Genomic DNA, 24515 nt, shown 5'->3' on the forward strand with positions numbered 1-24515 from the left:
CCTTTCAGGGGGAGCTACTACTTGATGCCGGTGGTCGCGATGCCCTTGATCAGGAACCGCTGGCCGAGCAGGAAGGCGAGGAAGACCGGGACGAGGGAGACGACCGACATCGCGAACATCGATCCCCAGGAGCTGCTGGAGGTCGAGTCGATGAAGCCCCGCAACGCGACCGGGACGGTGTACATGTGCGGGTCGGTCAGGTAGATCAGCTGGCCGAAGAAGTCGTTCCAGGTCCAGATGAACGTGAAGATCGTCGTGGTGGCGAGCGCCGGCACCATCAGCGGGAGGATCACCCGCAGGAAGATGCTGCCCCGGCCGCAGCCGTCGATCCGGGCGGCCTCGTCCAGCTCGCGCGGGATGCCGCGGATGAACTGCACCATCAGGAAGACGAAGAACGCGTCGGTGGCGAGCAGCTTCGGCACGATCAGCGGCAGGAACGTGTTGATCCAGCCGAGGTGCGAGAACAGGATGTACTGCGGCACGATCACCACGTGGATCGGCAGCATGATGCTGAGCAACATGATCGCGAACCAGAACTTCTTGCCCAGGAACTCGAGCCGCGCGAAGGCGTACGCCGCCATCGAGCAGGACACCAGGTTGCCGAGGATCGAGCCGAGCACCACCACCGCCGAGTTCAGCAGGTAGCGGGTGAACGGCTCGGTCAGCGCGTTCCAGCCGACCCGGTAGTTCTCGATCCGCAGGTCCTTCACCAGGATGCCGGGATCGCGGAAGATCTCGTTGCCCGGCCGCAGTGAGCTGACCACCATCCAGATCACCGGATAGAGCATCACCAGAGCGGATCCCGCGAGTACGACGTGGGTCACCAGCGGCCGGACCCGGGCCCACGTGATGACGCCGGTCCGCCTGGTGGTGACAGTCGCGCGGAGCGTTTCAGTCGTCATAGAACACCCAGTACTTCGAGGCGAAGAAGTTCGCCGCGGTGAAGACCCCGATGATCACGAGCAGGAACCACGCCATCGCCGACGCATAGCCCATGTCGAAATTCCCGAAGCCCCGGTCGTAGAGGTAGAGCGTGAAGAACATCGTCGAGTCCGACGGCCCGCCGCTGCCCCCGGAGACGACGAACGCCTGGGTGAACGACTGGAACGCGTGGATGATCTGCAGCACCAGGTTGAAGAAGATGATCGGGGTCAGCAGCGGCAGCGTGATGCTGAAGAACCGCCGAAGTACGCCGGCGCCGTCGACCGACGCGGCCTCGTAGTACATCGACGGGATCTGTCTGAGGCCGGCCAGGAAGATCACCATCGGCGAGCCGAACGTCCAGACGTTCAGTACGACGAGGGTGCCGAGCGCCGTACTCGGGTCGGAGATCCAGCCCTTGCCCTCGATGCCGACCAGGTCGAGCACCTGGTTGAGCAGACCGGTGGTGCCGAACACCTGCCGCCAGAGGATCGCGATCGCGACACTCGAGCCCAGCAGCGACGGCAGGTAGAACACCGACCGGTAGAACGCCATCCCGCGGACGCCACGATCGAGTACGACGGCCAGCAGCAGAGCGATCGCCAGCTGCAGCGGGACCGAGACGAACACGTACGTGAACGTCACCCGGAGCGAGTTGTGCAGCCGCTCGTCGGACAGCATTCGGGTGAAGTTGTCCAGGCCGATCCACTTCGGCGCCTGGATCAGGTTGTAGTCCGTGAAGGACAGGTACAGCGAGGCCAGCATCGGCCCGATCGTGATCAGAAACAGCCCGAGCAGCCACGGGGCCAGGAACAGGTATCCCGCCAAGTTGTCTTTCTTCTGACCGGGCGGCTTCTTCCCCCGGAGGCTGCCCAGCTCACCGAGCGCACTCATAACACACCCTCTTCCAGCCGTCGGCCTGCGGCCCGACGTTCGGAAAGCGCTTGCCTTGGCCGGTCAAACTAGTACAAGAAACCGGTTCCCGCAAGGCCTCGTGAACGTGCTGAGATGGATCCGTGGACGACGACTTCCTGAACCTGCTGACCAGCGCCAACCAGGCCCAGATCCCGCTTGTGCTCGGGAGCTACCAGAACGCGGACGACACCGTTCGTACGGTCGCGCGGAGAGCCCGGCGGCTGGTCTCCGGGTACGTCTGGGGCAGATCGGCGTACCACCATGACGGCACGCTGCTCGGGCCGGTGGGGTGGCTCGTCGGTGAGCTTGCGGCGCGGCAGCACGAGGACGGGCTGTACGACGTCGGCAGTTTGCACTCGCCGCCGGACAGCGCGTTCGCGATTCAGGACATCTGCATGCTGTACGCGCTCCTCGACGCGGACGGCCAAGCGGAGACGGCAGCGTTGCGGGCGACACTCGCCTCGGTGATCAAGAAGGCCGGGCCGGCGTTGGCGGCCGGCGGCGTACACACGCCGAACCATCGGTGGGAGGTATCGGCGGCACTGGCGCGGACGAACCAACTGTTCCCGGACCAGCGGTACGCCGAGCGGATCGACGACTGGCTCGACGAGGGCATCGACGCGAGCCTGGACGGGATCTACAGCGAACGAAGCTCGACGTACGCCGCCGAGGTGACGAACCCGTCCCTCTTGACGATCGCACGGTTGCGCGACAAGCCGGCGCTGCTCGAGTACGTACGGCGGAACCTCGAAGCGACGCTGTACTTCCTCGAGCCGAACGGCGAGGTGGACACGACCGCCTCCCGCCGCCAGGACCAGAAGGGTCTGCGCGAGGTCTGGTGGTATTTGACGCAGTACCGGGAGCTGGCGCTGCACACGGGCGACGGTCGCTTCACGACGGTTGCCAAGAGCATCGAAGCGCGCGGGACGGGTGAGCTCGGCGACTTCCTCGCCGAGGTACTCGAGCGGCCCGAGCTGTCTGCCGGTCTGCCGGCCGTCCAGTCTGTGCCGACGGACTTTGTGCAGCACTATCCATCGCAGGCGTCGGTCCGGATCCGGCGGGGCGCGCAGACTGCGACGGTGTTCGGCGGGACCGACTTCCACAACATCCCGGTGATCTCGTCCGGGCTGTCCACCAACCCGACGTTCTTCAAGCTTCGCAGCGGCGCGGCGATCCTGGACTCGGTGCGCTTGTCTCCACAATTCTTCAGTACAGGGCATTTCCGCAGCGACGGTCTTCTGCTTTCCGGTGACGCCTTGAAGCTTTCGTCCGAGGTGAAGGTGCCGTATCACCTGCCACTTCCGAAGCAATACCGCCGCGCGGACGGCCGGTACGCCCTGTCACCCGACGGCCGTTTCTACGCGTCGATGGACTTCGACCACCGCCCGAAGCAGTACCGCTCGCTGCGGACCGAGATCAGGATCACCGAAGTTGCCTCGGGCTACGACCTGGAGTTCGACTTCGCCGGCGACAAGACCTCCTACGCTATTGAGCTCTGCTTCCGCCCCGGAGGCACGTTGTCCGGCGTCGAGCCGCTGGACGGCGACTATCTGCTTGCCTCCGGCACCGGCGTCTACACCGTCGGCGCCGACCGGATCGAGTTCGGCTCGGGCAACGGCGCCGCCCGGGTCGCCATGGACCCGGGCGAGCGCTACACCTACCTCAACGGCTCTCTCACCCCAGACGGCCTCCGCGTGTACCTGACCGGCCGAACCCCAGGCCAACAGGTACTGCGATTGCGGACCTCCTAGCCCGCGGTCCGTACGACGGTCTCGAGCGAGCCGTCGTGCGGGATCCGGAGTACGTGCACCCGGCGACGCCCGTCGCGCAGATAGGTCCGAGTCGACGTGCTGAGCGTCGCCGTACGCCGTCCTGACCAGGTGATCGTGATCGTGGCCGGCCCACGCCGGATCACGATGCCGTCGGCCGTGGCGGTGCGGGTCTCGCCGTACGGTACGACGGTTCCGTCCGAGAACACGACCCCGTCACCCGGCTGCAGCACCAACGGGATCTGCTCGGTCGCGGCGCTGGTCGCGGTGACCCGGCGAGTCACCGAGCTCGCCGTGATGACCAGGTCAGTCGATACCGAACCGTCGGGCGTGCGGTAGCGGACCAGGTCCTTCGACGGATACTCGGCGATGAGGTTGCTGTCGGCATCGGCCTTGCCGTCGCGGACCGTGCCCCAGCAGCCGGTCGCGGTCTGCTGGGCGTGGATGACGGTGCCAGCCCGCGGGTGCCACAGGAACCCGGTTCCGGCTTTGACCGCGCTGCCTTGACGCGTCCCGAAAAATGCGCCCAGGTAGAGGCCAGGTCGCCGTACGTAGAGGTAGTCCTGGTTCCCGTAGTCGTCGTGGCGGCGTTCGGTGAAGTTGTCGCGGCGGAGGTACGGGATGCGGTCGATCGCGGCCTGCCTGGCTGCGCGAGTCGGCAGCGTCTCGCCGTACGGCGCGTGCGCGATGATGCGCGGCGAGGTGTCCTGCTTGGCCAACGGCGGCACCGGCGCCGGGTCCTCCGCCCACGCCTGCCGAGTCGCCGCCTTGTCCTCGCGGGATGTGAAGAAGGCGCCGAGATCCGGCACGGCGGGGACGAAGTGCGAGCCGAGAATGGTTCGGTCCGGGTCAGGGGTCACGTCGTCGTAGAACGCGGTCGCGGTCCGGTCGGAGACGGCGTAGTACGTCAGCCAGCCGGAGCCGTCCGGTTCGCGAAGCAGGTTGTAGCCGAACCAGTCGGCGAACTTGCGCGTCATCGAGACCAGCAACGGGTTCCGGGTGAGCAGGTACAGCTCGGCCATCTCCGGGAGCATGACCTCGAAGTTGTAGTTGATGTCCATTCCGCGCGGGTCGTAGAAGAACCCGGCCGGGCTCTGCGCCCCCTTCGCGACGAACCGGATCCGGTCCTGCAACTTGAGCGATCGAGCGTGGTCGGGCAGCAGAGTGAGGGTTAGCGCCGAGCCGGCCACACCCGCGACGGCTTGGTTCGTGTACTCGAACGGATCGTCCCAGACCACGGTGTTTCCCGGGTCGAGGAACCAGTCGACTCCCTTGCGCAAGGCAACTTCCAGCTGGGTCTGACGGCTCGGCAACGCACGTGCCTGGCGAAGGTTGGCCAGCGTCTTCGCCAGGTAGCCGATGCCGAATCCACTCGGCGCCTTACCGCGCTCCCCCGGCGAGTACGGACCACGAGCCATCCGGGTTCTGCAGGCTCAGGTAGTGCTGGATGGCCGCATCGAGGCGCCCGAGCAGGGCGGCGTTGCGATAGTACGGATTCCAGGCCCGCTGGTTCGCGTAGAACCAGCTCAGCGTGAACACGTGTTCCTGCACCCGCGCGTTGAACGGCTGCGCCGGCGTCCGCCACCAGCCGCCGCCCATGAAGCCGTACGGGTCGGTGTCGACGATGTCGTTGGTCATCGGCGCGAGGATCACCAGGTAGCCCGCGAACCGCTGCTCCCCTGGTGCGAACAACCGTCGGTCGGGCGCGCCCGCCGGCAGACCGGCCAGCAGCGGCAGACCGGCGGCGCTCGCTGGGGACGAGAGCATCGCGGGTGCGAGACCGGCGCCGACAGCACCGAGCAGGACGGTACGACGTTTCAGGTGCATGACTGATCTCCTTGGCGACGGGAGGGACTGCGGCGAGTTTTCTGCCCCGCGACCGGGCCGGTCAAGAGGTCGGCTGTGATAATTCGAATTATCAGCGGTATCGGCCTCTTGACGGCCATCCGCGGACTGCTCTACGGTTCCCGGCAATGCGTATTACCGTGAAGGATTGATCGATGCCCGAGAAGGCGACCCGACTCACCCAGCGTGACATCGCGCGGCTGGCCAAGGTCAGTCAGACGACGGTCTCGCTGGTACTGAACAACCGCAGCGACGCGACCGCCCGGATCCCGTCCGAGACCCGCGACCGGGTGCTGAAGGTGATCCGCGAGACCGGCTACCAAGCCGACCCGCTGGCCCGGCGGATGCAGCAACAGCGCAACCAGATCCTCGGTGTGTTCACCTACGAGTCGGTCTTCCCGAGTTCGAGCGGCGACTTCTACCATCCGTTCCTGGCCGGGATCGAGGACCACGCCGAGCGACTGGGCTGGGACCTGCTGCTGTTCACCAGTGCGCCGGTGACGGACGGCCGCCGGCGCATCTTTCACGAGAACAACCGGCTCCGGATCGCCGACGGTTGCGTGCTGCTCGGCCGTGAGATCCCGGCCGACGAGCTGGCCCGGCTGATCGCCGAGGAGTATCCGTTCGTCTCGGTCGGCCGTCGCGACGACGCCGGCGCCCCGGTCCCGTACGTCGGTGCCGACTACGCCACCGCCACTCGGACGGTTGTGGAACGCGCGCAGGCGCTCGGGCATCGGCGGATCGCCTTCGCGGGGCTCGGCGTCGGAGCCGAGTCATCCGCCGACCGCCTGCGCGGCTTCCGGGAGGCGGCTGGACGGCGTGCACCTCATCTTCCAACCACCGGCCGCTCGCCCGGCGAGGTGCTCGACGACCTGCTGGAGCACCGGATCACGGCGGCGTTCGTCGAGGAACGGGCCGACGCGATCGCGCTGTACGGCGCCGCGGCCGAGCGGGGGGTCGACGTACCGGGTGAGCTGTCTGTGATCGCGCTCGGTGACTCGACTCGGCCGGTCGCGACCGATCCCGACTTCAGCGGCTTCCACGTGCCGCGGCGCGCGATGGGCCTGCGGGCGGTCGAACTGCTGGAGGCGATCCTCAGTGGTGCCACGACCGACCGTCAACTGCTGCTCCCGTGCGAGCTGACCGACGGAATCACCCTTAGCCCGCCTAGCAAAGGTGCCTAGATGCATACGGATGTTCTTGTCGTCGGTGGTGGGCTCGGTGGGGTTGCCGCCGCCCTGGCCGCGCTGCGCGCCGGTCGCTCGGTGGTGCTCACCGAGGAGTTCGACTGGCTCGGCGGTCAGCTGACCAGCCAGGCTGTGCCGCCGGACGAGCACACCTGGGTCGAGCAGTTCGGCGTCACGGCGTCGTACCGGGCGTTGCGGGACGGGATCCGCGACTACTACCGCCGCCATTACCCGCTGACCGCTGCCTCGCGGGCCGCGGAGCACTTCAACCCCGGTGCGGGGTATGTGTCGAAGCTCTGTCACGAGCCGCGGGCGGCGTTGGCTGTGCTCGAGGGGATGCTTGCGCCGTACCGGGCTAGTCGCCGGTTGGTGGTTCTGCAGCCGTATCGGCCGGTGGCGGCTGAGACGGACGGAGACCGGGTCAGCTCGGTGACCGTGCAGCATCGCGACACCGGGGAACAGTTGACGCTCACGGCGCCGTACGTCCTCGACGCGACCGAGGCCGGTGAGCTGCTGCCGCTGACTGGGACGGAGTACGTCACCGGGTTCGAGGCGCAGGCCGAGACCGGTGAGCCGAGTGCGCCCGCGGAGGCGCAGCCGTTGAACATGCAGGCGGTGTCGTTCTGCTTCGCGGTCGATCAGGTCGACGGCGATCATGTCGGGGACAAGCCGGCCAACTACGCGTTCTGGCGGAACTACCAGCCGTCGTTCTGGGGCGATCGGCTGCTGTCCTGGACCGCGCCGAACCCGCGCACGCTGGAGAGTTCGCAGCGTACGTTCACCCCCAACCCCGATGACGATCCGCTTGCGGTCGTCGCCGATCAGCGGCGGTCCGGCGGCGACATGAACCTGTGGACGTTCCGCCGGATCGCGGCTCGCCGGCACTTCGTCCCGGGTGCCTACGACAGCGACATCTGCCTGGTGAACTGGCCGATGATCGACTACTTCGAGGGTCCGGTGATCGACGTACCGGATGCGGCCAAGCACCTCGCCGCGGCACGCGAACTCTCGCAGTCCGTCTTCTACTGGCTGCAGACCGAGGCGCCTCGCTCCGACGGCGGCGCGGGCTTCCCCGGACTGCGGTTGCGCGGCGACCTGCTCGGATCGGCCGACGGTCTGGCCCAGGCGCCGTACCTGCGGGAATCTCGTCGGATCAAGGCCGAGTACACGATCGTCGAGCAGGACCTGTCCGTCGCGGTGCGCGGCGATCGGGGCGCCGTCGAGTACGAGGACAGCGTCGGGATCGGGATGTATCGGATCGACCTGCACCCGTCGACCGGCGGGGACAACTACATCGACGTCGCCAGCAGCCCGTTCCGGATCCCGCTCGGGGCGCTGATCCCGCAGCGGGTCGAGAACCTGTTGCCGGCGAACAAGAACCTCGGCACCACCCACATCACCAACGGCTGCTACCGGTTGCATCCGGTCGAGTGGAACGTCGGCGAGGCCGCCGGCGCACTGGCGGCCTTCTGCCTGGACCGCGGCACCGACCCGCGCGCGGTCCGCGCCACCCCCGCCCTGCTCGGCGAGTTCCAGGACCGCCTGGTTGCCCAGGGCATCGAACTCGGCTGGCCGGCCATCACCGGCTACTAAGGAGTCGACATGAAGAAGACCTTGACCGCGGCCCTGACCGCCGCGGCATTGCTGGTCGCAGCCGGGTGCGGCGGCGGATCCAGCTCGAGCAAGAGCGATGCACCGGTCGACCTGCGGATGACGATCTGGAGCGCGAACGCCCAGCATCTGGCTCTGTTCAACCAGATCGCGGCCGGTTACAAGAAGGACCATCCGGAGATCGGCAAGATCAGTTTCGAGTCGATCCCGTTCGACAGCTACACGACGACTCTGACCACCCAGATCGGCGGCGGCAACGTGCCCGACCTGGCCTGGATCTTCGAGAGCAACGCACCCGACTTCGTCACCTCCGGCGCCCTCGAGCCGATCGACAAGGACGCCGACCTGTTGCCTAGCACAACGGCCGACTGGGAGCAGGACGGCAAGCTGTACGCGTACCCGTTCTCCACCTCGCCGCTGGGTGTGTTCGTGAACACCGACCTGGTGAAGGCGGCGGGGCGGCCGGCTCCGGCACAGCAGATCGCGTCCGGGACCTGGACCTGGGAGGAGGCCGCCAAGACGGCAGCCGCCGTACAGGCGCTTGGCAAGGGCGGGGTCGTCGTCGGTGACTTCGACTACAAGGGCTGGGACACGCTGAACGCGATCTGGGCCGGCTGGGGTGCGCGGCCGTGGAGCGAGGACGGCAAGACCTGCCAGTTCGACCAGCCGGCGATGGTGGACGCGATGACGTTCGTCCACAACCTGATCTTCACCCAGAAGGGCATGCCGGGACCGGGCGTGACGAAGGACTTCTTCGCCGGTGACTCGGGCATGATCCTGACCCAGATCAGCCGGGCCGCGCTGCTCCAGAAGGCCAAGTTCCATTGGGATCTGGTGCCACTGCCCAAGGGCCCCGCCGGTGACTACTCGGTCGTCGGGCAGGCCGGGATCGGCGTCTTCAAGCGCGGCAAGCACGCGGACGCGGCCAAGCAGTTCCTTGCCTACTTCACCAATGCGGAGAACTCGGCCAAGCTCGCGCAGTTCTTCCCGCCGCCGCGCAAGTCGCAGCTGAACGCCGCGACCCTGGCCAAGGCGAACCCGTTGCTCAAGCCGGCCCAGCTCGACAGTGTCGTTGTCAAGGGCATCGAGACCGGCACGATCAAGCCCAGCCACACGGGGTACGCCGAACTGCAGCAGACCGTCCGTGCCGCGCTCGATCCGTTGTGGAAGCCGGACGCGGACGTGAAGACCGTCCTGTCCGGTGTCTGCTCGAAGATCAACCCGCTGCTGGCGAAATGACCTTGCTCCTCGACAAGCCGACATCCCGGGTAGCGCCGGCCGGCAAAGCGCCGTACTGGACGATGCGGCGGCGCGACACCCTGGCCGGCTGGCTGATGGTCGCGCCGCAGCTCGCCGGGATCGTGGTTTTCGTGCTGGTCCCGCTGGGCCTGGTGGTCTGGTACAGCCTGCACGAGTGGAACGTGCTGGCCGGGACCTTCAACTTCGTCGGTGCCGAGAACTACAAGGCGATGGCTTCGGATGCGCGGCTGGGACCGGTGCTCAGGGCAACGGGTCTGTTCTCGGTCGGGCTCGTGGTGCTGAACCTGAGTCTCGCGTTGTTCCTGGCCGTCCTGCTGAACCAGAAGCTGCGTGGAACGGTGGTGTTCCGGACGCTGTTCTTCTCGCCGGTTGTGGTCACGCTGGTGGCCTGGACGATCGTCTGGGGCTTCCTCCTGCAGGACAACGGCGGGGTGAACGCCTTTCTCAACCTGTTCGGGATCGACGGGCCGAACTGGCTGCGGTCCGGCGGTACTGCGATGGTGTCGGTGATCGTGGTCCAGTTGTTCAAGAACGTCGGGCTGAACATGGTTCTGTTCCTGGCCGCGTTGCAGGGTGTACCGGCCGAGCTCTACGAGGCGGCCCGGATCGATGGTGCGTCGGCGTGGGCGCGGTTCCGCCGGGTGACGGTGCCACTGATCAGTCCGACGATCCTGCTGACGATGATCTTGACGATCGTGGGCTCGCTGCAGGTCTTCGCGCAGATCGCCGTACTGACGCAGGGCGGGCCGGGGACGTCGACGACCGTGCTGGTCTATTACCTGTACCAGCAGGCGTTCCAGTTCCACCACTTCGGGTACGGCGCGACGCTTTCGCTGGTGTTGTTCTTGATCGTTCTGGTGCTGACGGCTGTGCAGTGGCGGATGCGGCGGAGATGGGTATTCCATGAGGCTTAAGTTGCTGGTGTACGGCGTACTGCTGGTGTGCTGTGTGCCGTTCGTGTTCCCGATCTGGTGGATGGCGACGACGTCGCTGAAGCCGGTGTCCGAGATCTTCGCGTTCCCGCCGACGCTGCTGCCGACCTCTCCGACGCTGGAGGCCTATCGGCAGGTGTTCGAGCTGCAGCCGTTCGGCCGGCAGTATCTGAACAGTCTGTACATCGCTCTCGTGGTGACGATCGGGACTTTGGCCGTGTCCGCGCTGGCCGGGTACGCCTTCGCGCGGATCCGGTTCCGGGGTGCGGGGATCGTGTTCGTGATCGTGCTGAGCGGGCTGCTGGTGCCGAACGAGGTGACGATCATCCCGCTGTACCGGATGTTCGACACGTTCGGCCTGGTGGACACGCACTGGCCGCTGATCCTGATCCCGATGCTGGGTGCGCCGAGCGTGCTCGCGACGTTCATCATGCGGCAGTTCTTCATCACCCTGCCGGCCGAACTCGAGGAGGCCGGCCGCGTCGACGGCCTGGGCCGGTTCGGCCTGTTCTGGCGCGTCTGCCTCCCGCTGGCGCGACCGGCGATCGGCGCGGTGGCCATCTTCACCTTCCTGCACAGCTGGAACCTCTACCTCGAGCCGATCGTGTTCCTTTCCAGCAAGCAGAAGTTCACCATCCCGCAGGCCCTCACCCAGTACGTCGACGCGTACGGCGGCCCGATGTGGAACACCCAACTGGCCGCCGCGACGCTGTCCGCCCTCCCGGTCCTGATTATCTTCGTGCTGGCCCAGCGCCAGTTCGTCGAAGGCCTCGCCCAAACCGGTTTGAAGGGCTGACCGAGCCGGATTGGGGCCGCGTGTGAAAATGGCGGCGTGAGCTTTCATGCGGCCGTCTTCATCGCGGTCAGCCTCGACGGATACATCGCCCGCCCGGACGGATCCATCGACTGGCTGACCGAACGCGGCGAGCACGCCGGCGACACCGGGTACGACGAGTTCATGGCGTCGATCGACACCGTCGTACTCGGCCGGAACACCTACGAGCTGGCCCTTGACTTCGACGCCTGGCCGTACGACGGCAAGCAGGTCGAGGTCCTCAGCACCACCCTCGACCCGGACGCCGACGAACGCATCATCGTCCACCGAACCCTCGAGGCCCTGGTCGAGACCCTGAACGACCGCGGCGCCCGTCGCGTCTACACCGACGGCGGCCAGGTCATCCAGACCTTCCTCCGCGCCGGCCTCCTGGACGAACTCACCATCACCACCGCCCCCGTCATCCTCGGCACCGGCATCCCCCTCTTCGGCCCGGTAACCGCAGACATCCCCCTAACCCACAACGCCACCCGAACCCTAAAAGCCGGCTTCACCCAATCCGACTACACAATCCAGCACTAGACCCCCTCGTCGCTCGTCGCTCGTCGCGAACTCTGCGCTGGCCACCCGACTCTTCCGCCGAGCGTGCCTGTGGAAAACCCTGAGTCTTGAAATCTCTTAGAAATAAGGGGTTCTGGGGTTCGAAAACTGTCGGTGGCCGTGTCTAGAGTTGTCTGCATGGAAATCCTCGGCGAACGACCCGTCTGGTCGATGAGCGACAGCGAGCAACTGTCAGCGCTCGACGCGGTCTTCGCTGAGATAGCCCGATTGAAGACACTCGCTCTGCAGCTGATCGCCGCCATCGACCAGTCCGGCTACGCCACCGAGCTCGGCGCCGGCAACACCGCGCGCCTACTGACGAAGCGCTACCGCATCGACTCCTCCGAGGCCCACCGCGACGTCCGCCTCGCCACCAGCCTCACCAAGTACGCCGCCACCACCGCAGCCCTCCCCGACCCGACCATCCCCTTCACCAACCCAACCACCGGGGACACCGGCGACGTCGGAAACGCCGGGGACGCCGGGGACTCTGATGCTGCAGGCGGCACGTGGCGGGTGGATCCCGCGCAGGCTGCCGCCATCGTGTCCGTCCTGGACAAGGTGCCCGCCGCAGTACCCACCGAGAACCTCGAGTTCGCCGAACAGAAGCTGATCGACCTCGCCGCCACCCACACCCCCACCGAACTCCGCAAAGCAGGCAAGTCCATCCGCGACATCCTCGACCCCGACGGCCCCGAACCCGACGAGAAAGCGGCGTACCTCCGCGAATCCCTGGCCTGGAAAACCGCCGACCAAGGCGTCACCTTCCGCGGCTACCTAGCCAACGAGAACGCCGAACTCTTCCGCACCCTCATCCACGCCCACGCCAAACCCCACAAAACCATCGAAGGCGACCTCGACCCCCGCCCCCTAACCAAACGCCAGGCCGACGCCCTCACCACAATCCTGAACACCGCCACGGCCACCAACACGACGACCGTCACTCACCCCAAGCCGGCCGACACCGGCGACACGTCGGACCCGGCAACCGACAGCGCGTCGGACAGCGCGGCGAAGCGGACAGAACACGGCGAGGGCGGCACGCTCATCCAGCTGCCACTCCCACCAGCCGACACCGACGACGGCGATGCAGACAGCCGTGATCCCGAAGCTTGTACTGCGGATCCCCCGGGCAACGATCGTCACTTCGTACCGGGCCACGGACCCAAGCCCCACATCAGCATCACCATCGACTACAACGACCTCGCCGCAGCCACCGCCCACGCAACCGGCGCGCTGGTCTTCGGCGACAACCTGTCCGCCGCGACCATCCGCCGGCTGGCCTGCGACGCCGAGGTCCTCCCGATCGTCCTCGGGTCCAAATCACAACCCCTGGACGTCGGCACCACCCAACGCCTCGTCACCCGCCCGATGCGCCGCGCCCTCAACGCCCGCGACAAAGGCTGCGTCATCTGCAACGCCCCACCCATCCACTGCGATGCCCACCACGTAGTCCCCTGGCTGGACGGCGGCATCACCGCCGTCTCCAACCTCGCACTCCTCTGCAAACGCGACCACCGCGACCTCCACTCCGGCCACTGGCAAATCCGAATCCTCAACGGCATCGTCCACGTCACCCACCCCACCTGGACCACCCCCGACCAGATCCCCCGCAACAAATACCACCCACCCACCGCCGACATAATCCACCACCCCAAACCCCCACCCCCCAACCCCTGGACCGACGACGAACACCTCCCAGATAAGGACGAGGTGCCGCCGCGAACACGTGCACGCCCGGTGAAACCCTCGCTCTTCAACCCCTGGGGTGACGAGGGCTCAGACACGGACAAATCGAGGCCGCCTACGCCCTCCGACCAGGCGACGCACGTCGCATTCGACCCATGGGCCGACGGAGATGCAGCCCACGCGGCTACAGCCGAGCAACCCACGCTCAACGGCTCGCAGGAAACCGCGCCCTTCAACCCATGGAGCGATGACGACGCCCCAGAGCCGGCTACAGCAGGTCCGCCTACACCCTCCCACCGAGCGAAGCGTGTCGCGTTCGACCCGTGGGGCGACGGGGAGGCAGCGCACGCGTCTACAGCCGGGCCGCCCACACCCGCCAGATGGTCGGGCTGCATGCCGTTCGATTCATGGGCCGATAACGCAAGCGCCAGCTGACAACTCCCGGGATGCCGGGATGCCGGTGGCGATCGTCCCTCGAAGCGTGCGAGAGTCTCCGGCGCTGCGCCGTGGCGTCTCTCGTCTGGCTCGCACGACGGACGTTGGCGCCACTCCCCATTAAGCCGGCGACGGTGGCTGTAGCGGTAGCGGTAGCGCGAGTGTTGTCGGGGAGGTCGTGTACGACGGCGTGCGTGACCGGCTGGACCTCGCGCACTGGTAGGCCCACTGCCAGCAGCCGGAACCTTCGTCCCGCGGGTTGGGGCTACCTCCGGTACGTCGAAGCCGTAGAGGCGGCGAACCTGCGGGGGCTCGGGATGTCTTCGAACACTGAGGCGCTCGTCGGTTCACCAGCGGCCTTGGTCATGCGGGTCGTGCAGGTCGTGCAGGTCGTGCAGGTCGTGCGACAGCCTCCGCACGCCGCTCAGCCAGCCGGTTACAGACATCGACCTCTGTCGACGCCGACGATGGGTTCATCGTCACCTGTCCGGCCGATCAGCCACCAGGGCTGCGGAGACCGCGCTTGGCTCAACCGCAGAGCGCGGGCGATGTTCACACCGGCTCGGACCATGAGCCCACCAGGCTACGGGCGGTTTCATCCACTGTCGCCGGCACTACCATCCGCCCACCGACGGGCGCGAGCCAAGCAGTCGAACGCGCGACAGGCGCGAGTTCGCGGGCGGCAGCCCGCAGGTCGCCGGCGGTAGCCGGCAAGGTCCGGCGGTAGCCGGAAGGGATGCGCCGGCGGTAGCCGGAGGGTGGGTGGGTGGGTGGGAGCGCGCGTAGCAGGTGTGCCGGGGAGCGGAGCGACGAGGGGCAACTCGTAGCACGCGGGGTCGACGCTAGTTCACCGGAGGAGTTGGACTGCTTCGGTGGCCCAGTAGGTGAGGATTGTGTCGGCGCCGGCTCGGCGGATGGACGTCAGGGTTTCGAGGATGGCGGCGTCGCGGTTTATCCAGCCGTTGGCGGCGGCGGCTTCGACCATGGCGTACTCGCCGGAGATGTTGTAGGCGGCGACGGGGATGTTCACGTGGTCGCGGACCTGGCGGATGATGTCGAGGTACGCGAGAGCCGGCTTGACCATCACGATGTCGGCGCCTTCGGCCACGTCGAGGTCGACCTCGCGGATGGCGTCGCGGGCGTTGGCGTTGTCCTGCTGGTACGTCTTCCGGTCGCCGGTCAGCGACGAGCCGACCGCCTCGCGGAACGGGCCGAAGAATGCCGACGCGTACTTGACGGCGTACGCCAGGATCACCGTGTCCACAAAGCCGGCCGCGTCGAGAGCGGAGCGGACGACGCCGACCTGGCCGTCCATCATCCCGGACGGGCCGACGACGTGCGCGCCGGCGGTGGCCTGTGCGACGCCCATCTCGGCGTAGATCTCGAGGGTCGCGTCGTTGTCCACGCGGCCGGCGGAGTCCAGTACGCCGCAATGCCCGTGCGAGGTGAACTCGTCCAGGCACAGGTCCGACATCACCAGCAGCGAGTCGCCGACCTCGGATACTGCGTCCCGGATCGCGACGTTCAGGATGCCCTCAGGGTCCAGAGCACCAGATCCCTGCGGATCCTTCTCCGACGGTACGCCGAACAGCATCACCCCGCCGAGACCAAGGGACGCCGCCTCGGCGATCGCCTTCCTAGCCGTGTCCCGGGTGTGCTGTACGACGCCGGGCATCGACTTGATCGGGATCGGTTCGCTGGCGTCTTCCCGGATGAACATCGGCAGGATCAGCTGCCGTGGTTCGAGCGTGGTCTCCGCGACCAGCCTGCGCATCGCCACCGACGACCGAAGCCGCCGCGGCCTGACCTCCGGGAATCCAGGCACCTAGATCAGCTCTTCCGACGAGATCCCGAGCGACGCTCGGACGGACGGGTGACCGGTTCCCCGGCCTCCACCATGGTGTCACGCCGGTCCGCACCGAACCGGGCGAGGGCGTCGGCCAGCTCCTCGACGGACGGCGTCTCGGCCATCGCGTCGACCCGCAGGCCGTGTTCCTCGGCGGTCTTCAGGGTGGCTGGGCCGATGACCGCGATCACGGTCGACGCGTGCGGCTTGCCGGCGATGCCGACCAGGTTCCGCACGGTGGACGACGAGGTGAAGACGACCGCGTCGAACTTGCCCGACTTGATCGCCTCACGCGTCGGCGCTGGCGGCGGGGCGGCCCGCACGGTCCGGTACGCCGTGACGTCGTCGACCTCCCAGCCGAGATCGGTCAGACCCGCGACCAGGGTCTCGGTGGCGATGTCCGCACGCGGCAGGAAGACCCGGTTGATCGGGTCGAGCACCTCGTCGAACGGCGGCCAGTCCTCGACCAGACCGGCGGCCGACTGCTCACCGGACGGGACCAGGTCCGGACGAATGCCCCAGGCAGCGATCGCCTCGGCGGTCTTGTCGCCGACCGCCGCGATCTTCAGCCCGGAGAACGCCCGCGCGTCCAGCCCGTACTCGTCGAACTTCTCCCGGACCGCCTTGACCGCGTTCACCGAGGTGAACGCCACCCATTCGTAGCGACCCTCGACCAGGCCGCGGATCGCCTTGTCCATCTGCTGCGGGTTGCGCGGCGGCTCGACCGAGATGGTCGGGACCTCTTCCGGCATCGCGCCGTACCGACGAAGCCGGTCCATCAGCGGCCCGGCCTGGTCCTTGGTGCGGGGGACCAGGATCCGCCAGCCGAACAGCGGCTTGGTCTCGAACCAGGACAGGGACTCACGCTGCTCGACCACCGCGCCGACGACGATCACGGCCTCGCCGATCACCTTCGACGCGCGCAGGTCCATCACGATCGTCTCGAGCGTGCCGACGACGCTGGTCTGCGCGGTCGTCGTACCACCGACCGTCACGGCGACCGGCGTGGACGCCTCGAAGCCGCCCTCGACGAGCGCGGCGACGGTGTCCTTCAAAGCCTCGACAGCGTTCAGCAGCACGAGCGTCTGCTTCGGCTGCAGCCGGGTCAGGTCGAGCTTGTTCTCGGCCAGGTCGACGACGGTGACCTCACGGTCGCCCTTCATCGTCAGCGGGATCCCGGCGTACGTCGGAACCGCGCTCACCTCGCTCACGCCGGGAACGACGTTGAACCCGATGCCCGCCTTCTTGCACGCGACCGCCTCTTCGGCGCCGCTGGAGAAGGTGAACGGGTCGCCGGTCAGCAGGCGGACCACGTTCGCCGCGGACTTGGCCGTCTTCACCACCAGCCGGGCCCGGGCGGCGACCTTCAGCGCCCGGCTGCCCTCGGTGCCGGAGCCGTCCACGACCTCGACGCCCGGCCTGCAGTAGGTCAGGAACGCGTCGTGTTCGGGGCCCTCGACAACGACCGCGTCGGCGCTGGCGAGCACGTCGCGGCCGGCCAGCGTCAGCAGCGCCGGGTCACCAGGACCCACACCGACGAACGTGACATGGCCGAGTGGTCTGGTCTGCTTGACGGTGCTGGTCGCAGCCGTCTGAGGTGTCCTCGATGCCGCGGTGGCCGCTGTCTTCGCGCTCACGTCTGCCTTCGCCCTCGTCGTTTTCCTGCTCGTCTTCTGGGCCGTCTTCTGTGCCGTGTTCTGGGCCGTCGTGCCTTGTGCCGGTGTCATAGTCACTCCAGCAGCTCGTTCGCCAGCCGCTTGCCTAGGGCAACTGGATCGTCAACCGGCCCGTTCGCGGAGAGCCGCCGTACGCCGTCGTCCTGACCGAGCGCACCACGCAGCCACAGCTCCGGACCGTCCTCACCCTCGACCACCTCGGCCAGCGCGCCGACCGGAGCCGTGCACCCTGCCTCGAGGGTGGCCAGCAACTGCCGCTCCGCTGTCACCGCAGCCCGGGTGGACGGGTCCTCCAGCGGAGCCAGAGCAGCCAGTACGTCGGTGTCGTCCGACCGGCACTCGACCGCCAGTGCACCTTGTCCCGGTGACGGCAGAACCTGGATCGGGTCCAGCGTCTCGGTCACCTCGGCCAGCCGACCCAACCGGGCCAAACCTGCCCTCGCGAGAACGACCGCGTCCACTTTGCCTTCGGCAACCAGATTGATCCGGGTGTCCACGTTGCCACGGACTCCGGTGCACTCCACGCCCAGGCCGAGCGCGTCGATCTGGGCCGCCCGGCGTGGTGCGCCGGTGCCGATCAGTGCGCCGCGCGGCAACTCGCCGAGCGTCAGGCCGTCGCGGGCGACCAGGACATCGCGCGGGTCCTCGCGGACCGGAATGGCGCCGATGGTGAGGCCGTCGAGCGGCGCGGTCGGCAGGTCCTTGAGCGAGTGCACGGCGATGTCGATCTCGCCGGCCAGCAAGGCGTCGCGCAGCGCGCTGACGTAGATGCCGGTGCCGCCGATCTGCTCGACCGGGGCGACCTTGTTGGCGTCGCCGGTGGTCTGGATCGGGACCAGTTCGACCTCGTGCCCGCCGGCGCGGAGCGCGTCGGCGACGAGGTTGGCCTGCACGGTCGCCAGTACGGACCGCCGGGTACCCAGCCGGATCATGCGTTCTCACCAGCCTTCGAGTCGGCGCGGGTATTGCTCGTCTCGGCCGGAGTCTTCGCGGCCGTGACAGCATCCACGGCAGCCTGGTCGAGGGCGAACAGTTGCCGCAGCGCATCGGCGTACGTCGGTCCGCCCGGGTCGGCTGCGAGCTCCTTCACCCGGACCGTCGGGTTGTGCAGCACCTTGTCGACCACGCGACGGATGGTCCGCTCGACCTCGTGCTGTTCGTGCTCGTCGAGGCTGGGCAGCCGGCGCTCCAGCCGGGCCAGCTCGGCGTCGACCAGTTCGGTTGCCATCGCCCGCAGCGCGACCACAGTCGGCGCTACTGACGCGGCCCGCCGGGTCGCCTCGAACGCCCCGGTCTCCTCGCCGACAATCCGGCGTACCTCATCGATGTCGGCCTCGCTGCCGCCCGCCGTACCAGCGAGGTCGGCGAGCGTGACCAGCGTGACGCCCGGGATCCGGACGACCTCAGGCGCGACGTCCCGCGGCAGGGCGACGTCGAGTACGCCGAGTGGCCGGCCGTCGGAGGCGTTGCGGATCATCTCTTCGGTCAGTACGACGCCACGCGCGCCGGTGCACGACACGATCAGGTCGGCGTCGCGCAACGCGTCCGGTACGTCGGCCAGGCGGATCGCCGCACCGCCGATCCGGTCGGTCAGAGTCACCGCACGGTCGTAGTTGCGGTTGGCAATGGTCACGCTCTTCGCGCCACCGTTGAGCAGAGTCTGAGCGGCCAGCGAGGCCATCGAACCGGCGCCGACGACCAGCGCGCGGCGGCCCTCGAATCCACCGACCGCGTCGAGACCGGCCGAGACGACAGAGCGCCCGGCGGAGTCGATACCGGTCTCGGTCCGAGCCCGCTTGCCGACCCGCAACGCCTGCTGGAACAGGGCATTCAGGTCCGTGCCGATGGTCTCCAGGTCCTGGCCGACGCGCAACGTCTCTTTCACCTGGCCGAGAATCTGACTCTCGCCGACGATCATCGAGTCGAGCCCGACCGCGACCTGGAACAGGTGCGCGACGGCACCTTCCTCGAAGTGCACGTAGAGGTGCTCGGCCAGATCCAGCAGCGGTACGCCGGTGACGTCGGAGAGGATCGCGGTGACCTCGTCCATGCCGGCGTGGAACCGGTCGACGGTCGCGTAGACCTCGGTCCGGTTGCAGGTCGCGAGTACTGCGGACTCCGCAACGGCCGGCGTGTGCTTCACGGCCAGGGCCAGCTTGATCGCCGCGTCCGCGTCGAGCGCGACCCGCTCGAGGACGTTGATGTCAGCGGAACGGTGACTGATGCCGACGACCAGGTAACTCACGCGCCGACACCTCCTCCAACACTGGGAAGATCCGTCAGGCCGTTCATCGCTGGTAGTTCGGGCACCTGGGGAAGCGCCGCCTCTCCGGACTTTCGTTGTTCGTGGTACGCCAGGATCTGCAACTCGATCGAGAGGTCCACCTTGCGGATGTCGACGCCGTCGGGCACGGACAGCACTACCGGGGCGAAGTTCAGGATGCTGGTCACGCCGGCCGCGACCAGCCGGTCGCAGACCTCCTGGGCCGGACCGGCGGGGGTGGTGATGACCCCGATCGAGACCCGGTCGGCCTCGACGATGGCCTCGAGCTCGGCGAAGTCGCGGACCTCCATGTCGCCGATCCGCTCGCCGACCAGGTTGGGGTCGGCGTCGAGCAGGGCGACGATCCGGAATCCGCGGGTCCCGAAGCCGGAGTAGTTGGCCAGCGCGTGGCCCAGATTTCCGATCCCGACGATGACCACGGCCCAGTCCTGGGTGACGCCGATCTCGCGGGCGATCTGGTAGCGCAGGTACTCGACGTCGTACCCGACGCCGCGGGTGCCGTACGACCCCAGGTAGGACAGGTCCTTGCGGAGCTTGGCGGAGTTGACGCCGGCCGCGGTGGCCAGATCCTCGCTCGACGCGGTCGCGATACCGCCGTCCGAGAGCGCGGTCAGGGCCCGCAGATAGACCGGCAAGCGCGCGACAGTCGCCTCGGGGATGCCGCGTTCGGTTCTCGTCGGCGGGCCGGGGCGACGGCTGCTGGCACGCGTCACAATTCTCCTGGGAGCGGTTGGTTCACCGCGGTCTGACGGCCGGCGGCGGTTCTTACTCTAGGAGCTTGTGAACGTGAGAACAAAATCGGCGAAAGTGACGCCGGGCACGCTCTACCTCATCAGGGCTTTCCGGAGGCGGGCGGGGTCGACTCGCCAGAAGTCGTGCTGCTTGCCGTCGACGAAGGTGACCGGGATCTGTTCGCCGTACTGAGTGAACAACTGGTCGTCCTGAGTGATGTCGACTTCGGTCCAGTCCACACCAGCCTCGGCGCAGACCGCCCGGATCACCTCGCGGGCCTCGTCACAGAGGTGACAGCCCGGCTTGCCGTACATCGTCACCCGGCTCATCGGCCCGCCTCGCGCAGCCGGCCCTTGGCGACCTTCCCGGTGACCGAGTGCGGCAGGTGGTCGACCACCTCGATCTCCACCGGCGACTTGAATCGCGCCAACCGACCATCGGCGTACGCACGCACCGCCTCGACATCCAGCGCGGTGTCCGCGAGCGGTACGACGAATGCCTTCACCGCCTCGCCGGTCTCCTCGGACGGTACGCCGATGACCGCGGCCTCCCGTACGCCGGGAGCACCGACCAGCACGTCCTCCACCTCGCTCGGGAACACGTTGAACCCGGACACGATGATCAGCTCACGCAACCGGTCGACCAGGAACAGATCGCCGTCCGGGTCGAGGAAGCCGACGTCACCGGTCCGGTACCAGCCTTCCGCGTCCGGACCGTCCACGCCGTCCGGCCAGTAGCCGGAGAAGAGGTTGCCGCCGCGGATCAGGATCTCGCCGGGGTCGTCGCCCTCGACCTCTTCACCCTGCTCGTCGGCGATCCGGAGCTCGACGTTCGGCAGCGGGCGGCCGACCGAGCCGGGCTTCGGCTCGTCCTCGCCCAGAGTTGTGGTCACGCCAGGGGACGCCTCGGTCAGGCCGTACCCCTGGTGCACGAACAGGCCGCTGGCCCGCTCGAAGCGGTCCGCGAGCGCGGGGTCCAGCGTGGAGGCGCCGGTCAGCACGACCTTGACCGACCGGAGCGCGTCGATCAGATCCGATCGGGACAGCAGCGCGTTCAGCGCCGGCGGAGCCAGCGGCAGCCGGGTCACGCCGTACTTGGCGACCAGGCCGAGGGTCTGTTCTGGATCGAACCGCTGCTCGACGATCAGCGCCGCACCGGTCGCGACGGCCCAGCCGAGGACCGCGTTCAGACCGAACGCGTGGAACATCGGGAGCACCCCGAGAACCACGTCCTCGGGCCCCATCCGGTCCTCGCCGAGCTCGGTGAGGTTGCGAACATTCGCTGCGAGTGCCCGATGGGTGAGCATCGCGGCACGCGGATCTCCACTGGTTCCGGACGTGTACAGCAGCACCGCGAGGGCCTCGGGGTCGATCGGCGGCGGTAACGGAACGTCACCTTCGAGCTCGCCCGGCGCCACCGTCCGGACCCCTTCGATCCGGTCCGCGAGGCCCGGTCCGGCCACCGCCAGCCGGGCGCCGGAGTGCGCCGCGACGGTCGCTACCTCGGGCTTGGTGAGCCCGGTGTTCAGCGGCACGGCGACCAGCCCGGCGCGGAGAATCCCCAGGTAGGACGTGACGAACTCGATGCTGTTGGCGACCAGGAGCAGCACCCGGTACCCCGGCACCAGGCCGGCCGCGGCGTACCCCTGGGCGGTCCGGTCGACGGCCCGGTCGAGCTCACTCCAGGTCAGCCGCCGGTCCCCGTCGACCAGCGCCGGACGCTCGCCGTGTCGTTGCGCTGTGTCACGAAGAATGTCCGCGAAATTCACGTTCACCAGGCGAGTCTGTCACGGTCCCGATTCAGCTCCGGACCAACCGGCTCGCTCGGAACGGTTGCAGCAGAGCGTGACGGCCGATATACAGGTGACTTCGCGAACGCGGCTTCTGTCGAACCTCACACTGCAGAAACCCGTCCGCGCCGGGGAACCTCATGCGCGATGGACCCTCCCCGACAGCAGGCTGCTCCGTTTTTGGAGGCAGTCCGCTGGCGCATTCGAAGACATGGACCGGACGGAAGGCGGCACGCCCAACGCTGTTGACAGCACGTGATGCAGCAGTAACGCTCAGTGTTGTCTCAGCCACTGTGGCCATTCGCGGATGTGTCAGAAGACGTGTCAGTTGAACGGGGAGAAAACTTGACCACGCCGGAGCCAAGCCCGGACGGGATGAGACGTGCAGAGCTCGTCGATCGCGCCCAGGCCGGGGACGTCGGTGCCTTTGGTGAGCTGTACGACGAGTACTCGCTCACCGTCTATCGCTACATCTACGCCCGAGTGTCCTCGTCGGCACTCGCCGAGGACCTGACCAGCGAGACCTTCGTCCGGGCCCTCCGGGCGCTGGACTCGTTCCGCTGGCAGGGCCGGGACTTCGGAGCCTGGCTGGTGACGATCGCCCGGAACCTGATCACCGACCACTACAAGTCGGGCCGGGTCCGGCTCGAGGTGGTCACCGATGAGATCGAGACCCACGACCGGCAGACCGAGGGCCCGGAGATCGACGTACTGGCCGCGGCCACCGCGGAGGTACTTCGGGACGCCGTGGCAGGTCTGCCCGACGAGCAGCGCGACTGCCTGACGATGCGGTTCTTCGCCGGCCTGTCGATCGCGGAAACGGCCAAGGCGCTGGAGAAGTCAGAAGGCGCCGTCAAGCAACTGCAACTGAGGGCCGTCCGGCACTTGGCGAAGGTTATCCCCAAGGACTTGAGATGAGGCGGATGACAACGAATGTCTTTCGTAACCCGTCAGGGAGTTTCCTCGTTTGCCTGATGAGGACCTGTCGGTGACCCCGGCTGGCCATTGAGGAGAACGAGAACTCATGAGTGACCTACACAGGGCTCGAGCGCGCGCGGAGTCATTCGCGCACGCCGTCGATCACGGGCCCCGTCACTCCGCGCGACTGAGCGATGACCCCGAGTTGATGGAAGCTGTGGAGCTGGTCGGACGGCTGAGGACCGCCGGCGCAGTTGCACCGCGTCCGGAGTTCAGTGCCGAGTTGCGGCACCGCCTGTTGGAGCAGGCGGCGGCGCGCGCGGCGACCACTGCGACTCCGGTGATGGTGCGCAGCACACCGGACAATTCGGACGACCCGCCGGGTAGCGAGGACGTTGGCGCGTCCGTGACAGATATCCGCCGTCGCCAGGGCCGGAGGATCCGGCTGGTGGCCAGTACCGCGGCACTGGTGCTGCTCGGAGGTGGCATCGGTTCTGCCGCCGCCGCTCAGCAGGCCATGCCCGGCGACACCTTGTACGGAATGAAGCGCAGCATCGAGAACGTGGCGACCAATGTGGGGGTCGGCGACGACTCCCGCGGCCGGCGCGATCTCGAGCATGCCATGACCCGACTGTCCGAAGTCCGTCAGCTGGCCGGCAACGGCGGTTCGGTGGACACGATCAACGCAACCCTGGACGACTTCTCGGCACAGTCCCGCAAGGGCGTGTCCCGACTGGTCGCGTCGTACCAGCAGGACGGCGACCAGAGTTCGATCACCGCGATCACGACGTTCATCACCAGTGCCCGCCAGGCTCTTGTTGAACTCGCGCCGAAGCTCCCACCCGAGTCACTCAAGTCCGGTGTGGAAGCGCTGGCGACGATCGAGCAGCTGGCTCAGCACACCTCGGCAGCCTGTCCGAAGTGTGCGGCGCCGAAGCCGGCCACCACCGGCGGCGGCACCAGCAACCAGCCGAATCGGACCAGCCCAGGCAGCGGCACCGAGCCGAGCGACCCGGCGAAGTCATCGACGAGCACCAATGCGTCGGCGACCATCCCGACGCCCGGCGTGTCGACCACGGTGCAGCCGAGCACGTCACCGACCAAGATTCCGAACACCACGATCGTCCAGGAGTCCAGTGCTCCGCCGTCGACGGTCCTGAAGACACCACCACGGCCGTCGTCGTCAAACTCGCCGATTGCGACGCCCACTGTGCTGCCTTCGCTGACCCCGACCACGCCATCCTGGCCGTGGCCGTTCCCGACCACACCGCTCATCGACCTTCCAGGCCTGATCAACACGCTGTTGCCACCCTGGAAGTGAGCTGACGACA

The 24515-nt window shown here is 67.6% G+C and carries 21 protein-coding genes; 10 read left to right on the forward strand and 11 right to left on the reverse strand.

All coding sequences use genetic code 11. The features are described 5' to 3' along the window. Positions 1-17: 17 nt before the first annotated feature. A complete protein-coding gene (locus tag EV650_RS19405; protein ID WP_134120460.1) occupies positions 18-902 on the reverse strand; it encodes a carbohydrate ABC transporter permease in 885 nt (294 codons plus the stop codon). Beyond that, a complete protein-coding gene (locus EV650_RS19410) occupies positions 892-1815 on the reverse strand; it encodes a carbohydrate ABC transporter permease (protein WP_134120461.1) in 924 nt (307 codons plus the stop codon). The genes EV650_RS19405 and EV650_RS19410 overlap by 11 nt, the downstream gene beginning before the upstream one ends. A gap of 122 nt (positions 1816-1937) precedes the next feature. Here EV650_RS19410 and EV650_RS19415 point away from each other — a divergent pair, with 122 nt between their 5' ends. Further along, on the forward strand, positions 1938-3587 hold the full coding sequence (locus EV650_RS19415) for a hypothetical protein (RefSeq protein ID WP_134120462.1): 1650 nt from the start codon (positions 1938-1940) through the stop codon (positions 3585-3587). Here the strand turns inward: EV650_RS19415 and EV650_RS19420 are convergent. Together EV650_RS19420 and EV650_RS41085 are read right to left on the reverse strand one after the other, a co-directional pair. After that, entirely contained in the window at positions 3584-5023 is a 1440-nt protein-coding gene (locus EV650_RS19420; RefSeq protein ID WP_238174324.1) for a hypothetical protein, read from the reverse strand. The two genes, EV650_RS19415 and EV650_RS19420, sit on opposite strands and share 4 nt — an antisense overlap. Continuing rightward, positions 4986-5432, reverse strand: a complete 447-nt coding sequence (locus tag EV650_RS41085; protein WP_238174325.1) for a hypothetical protein — start codon at positions 5430-5432, stop codon at positions 4986-4988. Before EV650_RS41085 ends, EV650_RS19420 begins: the two co-directional genes overlap by 38 nt. 173 nt (positions 5433-5605) lie before the next feature. Here EV650_RS41085 and EV650_RS19425 point away from each other — a divergent pair, with 173 nt between their 5' ends. The 7 genes from EV650_RS19425 to EV650_RS19455 all read left to right on the forward strand — a co-directional run bounded on the left by EV650_RS19425 (position 5606) and on the right by EV650_RS19455 (position 13939). Beyond that, the gene (locus EV650_RS19425; RefSeq protein ID WP_134120463.1) at positions 5606-6634 is read left to right on the forward strand and encodes a LacI family DNA-binding transcriptional regulator; all 1029 of its coding nucleotides are present in this window, start codon (positions 5606-5608) and stop codon (positions 6632-6634) included. Beyond that, positions 6635-8230, forward strand: coding sequence for an FAD-dependent oxidoreductase (locus EV650_RS19430; protein WP_134120464.1), 1596 nt, complete (start codon positions 6635-6637; stop codon positions 8228-8230). 9 nt (positions 8231-8239) lie between these two features. Next, positions 8240-9487 carry an ABC transporter substrate-binding protein gene (locus EV650_RS19435; protein ID WP_134120465.1) on the forward strand — a complete coding sequence of 416 codons (1248 nt, stop codon included), beginning with the start codon at positions 8240-8242 and terminating at the stop codon, positions 9485-9487. After that, positions 9484-10422 (forward strand): carbohydrate ABC transporter permease, encoded by a 939-nt coding sequence (locus EV650_RS19440; RefSeq protein WP_134120466.1) that lies wholly within the window; start codon positions 9484-9486, stop codon positions 10420-10422. Before EV650_RS19435 ends, EV650_RS19440 begins: the two co-directional genes overlap by 4 nt. Continuing rightward, positions 10412-11236 carry a carbohydrate ABC transporter permease gene (locus tag EV650_RS19445; RefSeq protein WP_134120467.1) on the forward strand — a complete coding sequence of 275 codons (825 nt, stop codon included), beginning with the start codon at positions 10412-10414 and terminating at the stop codon, positions 11234-11236. Before EV650_RS19440 ends, EV650_RS19445 begins: the two co-directional genes overlap by 11 nt. A gap of 36 nt (positions 11237-11272) precedes the next feature. Further along, positions 11273-11797, forward strand: a complete 525-nt coding sequence (locus EV650_RS19450) for a dihydrofolate reductase family protein (protein WP_134120468.1) — start codon at positions 11273-11275, stop codon at positions 11795-11797. Between the two features lie 156 nt (positions 11798-11953). Further along, positions 11954-13939: an HNH endonuclease signature motif containing protein gene (locus EV650_RS19455; RefSeq protein ID WP_134120469.1), complete on the forward strand. Its 1986-nt coding sequence runs from the start codon at positions 11954-11956 to the stop codon at positions 13937-13939. Positions 13940-14786: 847 nt separating this feature from the next. Here EV650_RS19455 and hemB read toward each other — a convergent pair. The 7 genes from hemB to EV650_RS19490 form a co-directional block, all read right to left on the reverse strand. Next, entirely contained in the window at positions 14787-15764 is a 978-nt protein-coding gene (gene hemB, locus EV650_RS19460) for a porphobilinogen synthase (RefSeq protein ID WP_134120470.1), read from the reverse strand. Between the two features lie 5 nt (positions 15765-15769). Beyond that, positions 15770-17512, reverse strand: a complete 1743-nt coding sequence (locus EV650_RS19465) for a bifunctional uroporphyrinogen-III C-methyltransferase/uroporphyrinogen-III synthase (protein WP_134120471.1) — start codon at positions 17510-17512, stop codon at positions 15770-15772. A 2-nt stretch (positions 17513-17514) separates the two neighbouring features. After that, positions 17515-18393: a hydroxymethylbilane synthase gene (gene hemC / locus EV650_RS19470; protein ID WP_134120472.1), complete on the reverse strand. Its 879-nt coding sequence runs from the start codon at positions 18391-18393 to the stop codon at positions 17515-17517. After that, complete coding sequence (locus tag EV650_RS19475; RefSeq protein ID WP_134120473.1) at positions 18390-19706, reverse strand: glutamyl-tRNA reductase; 1317 nt, start codon at positions 19704-19706, stop codon at positions 18390-18392. Before EV650_RS19475 ends, hemC begins: the two co-directional genes overlap by 4 nt. Next, positions 19703-20458 carry a redox-sensing transcriptional repressor Rex gene (locus EV650_RS19480; protein ID WP_134120474.1) on the reverse strand — a complete coding sequence of 252 codons (756 nt, stop codon included), beginning with the start codon at positions 20456-20458 and terminating at the stop codon, positions 19703-19705. The genes EV650_RS19475 and EV650_RS19480 overlap by 4 nt, the downstream gene beginning before the upstream one ends. 111 nt (positions 20459-20569) lie before the next feature. Beyond that, a complete protein-coding gene (locus EV650_RS19485) occupies positions 20570-20806 on the reverse strand; it encodes a glutaredoxin family protein (RefSeq protein WP_134120475.1) in 237 nt (78 codons plus the stop codon). Beyond that, entirely contained in the window at positions 20803-22251 is a 1449-nt protein-coding gene (locus EV650_RS19490; protein WP_134120476.1) for a class I adenylate-forming enzyme family protein, read from the reverse strand. Before EV650_RS19490 ends, EV650_RS19485 begins: the two co-directional genes overlap by 4 nt. A 390-nt stretch (positions 22252-22641) precedes the next feature. Here EV650_RS19490 and EV650_RS19495 point away from each other — a divergent pair, with 390 nt between their 5' ends. Both EV650_RS19495 and EV650_RS19500 read left to right on the forward strand, forming a co-directional pair. Next, on the forward strand, positions 22642-23184 hold the full coding sequence (locus EV650_RS19495; protein WP_130384882.1) for a sigma-70 family RNA polymerase sigma factor: 543 nt from the start codon (positions 22642-22644) through the stop codon (positions 23182-23184). A 208-nt stretch (positions 23185-23392) separates the two neighbouring features. Next, a complete protein-coding gene (locus EV650_RS19500) occupies positions 23393-24505 on the forward strand; it encodes a DUF5667 domain-containing protein (RefSeq protein WP_238174326.1) in 1113 nt (370 codons plus the stop codon). Positions 24506-24515: the final 10 nt, after the last annotated feature.

Origin of the sequence: Kribbella kalugense, from assembly GCF_004365875.1 — a bacterium.
In the GTDB taxonomy this organism is placed as follows: Bacteria; Actinomycetota; Actinomycetes; order Propionibacteriales; family Kribbellaceae; genus Kribbella; species Kribbella kalugense.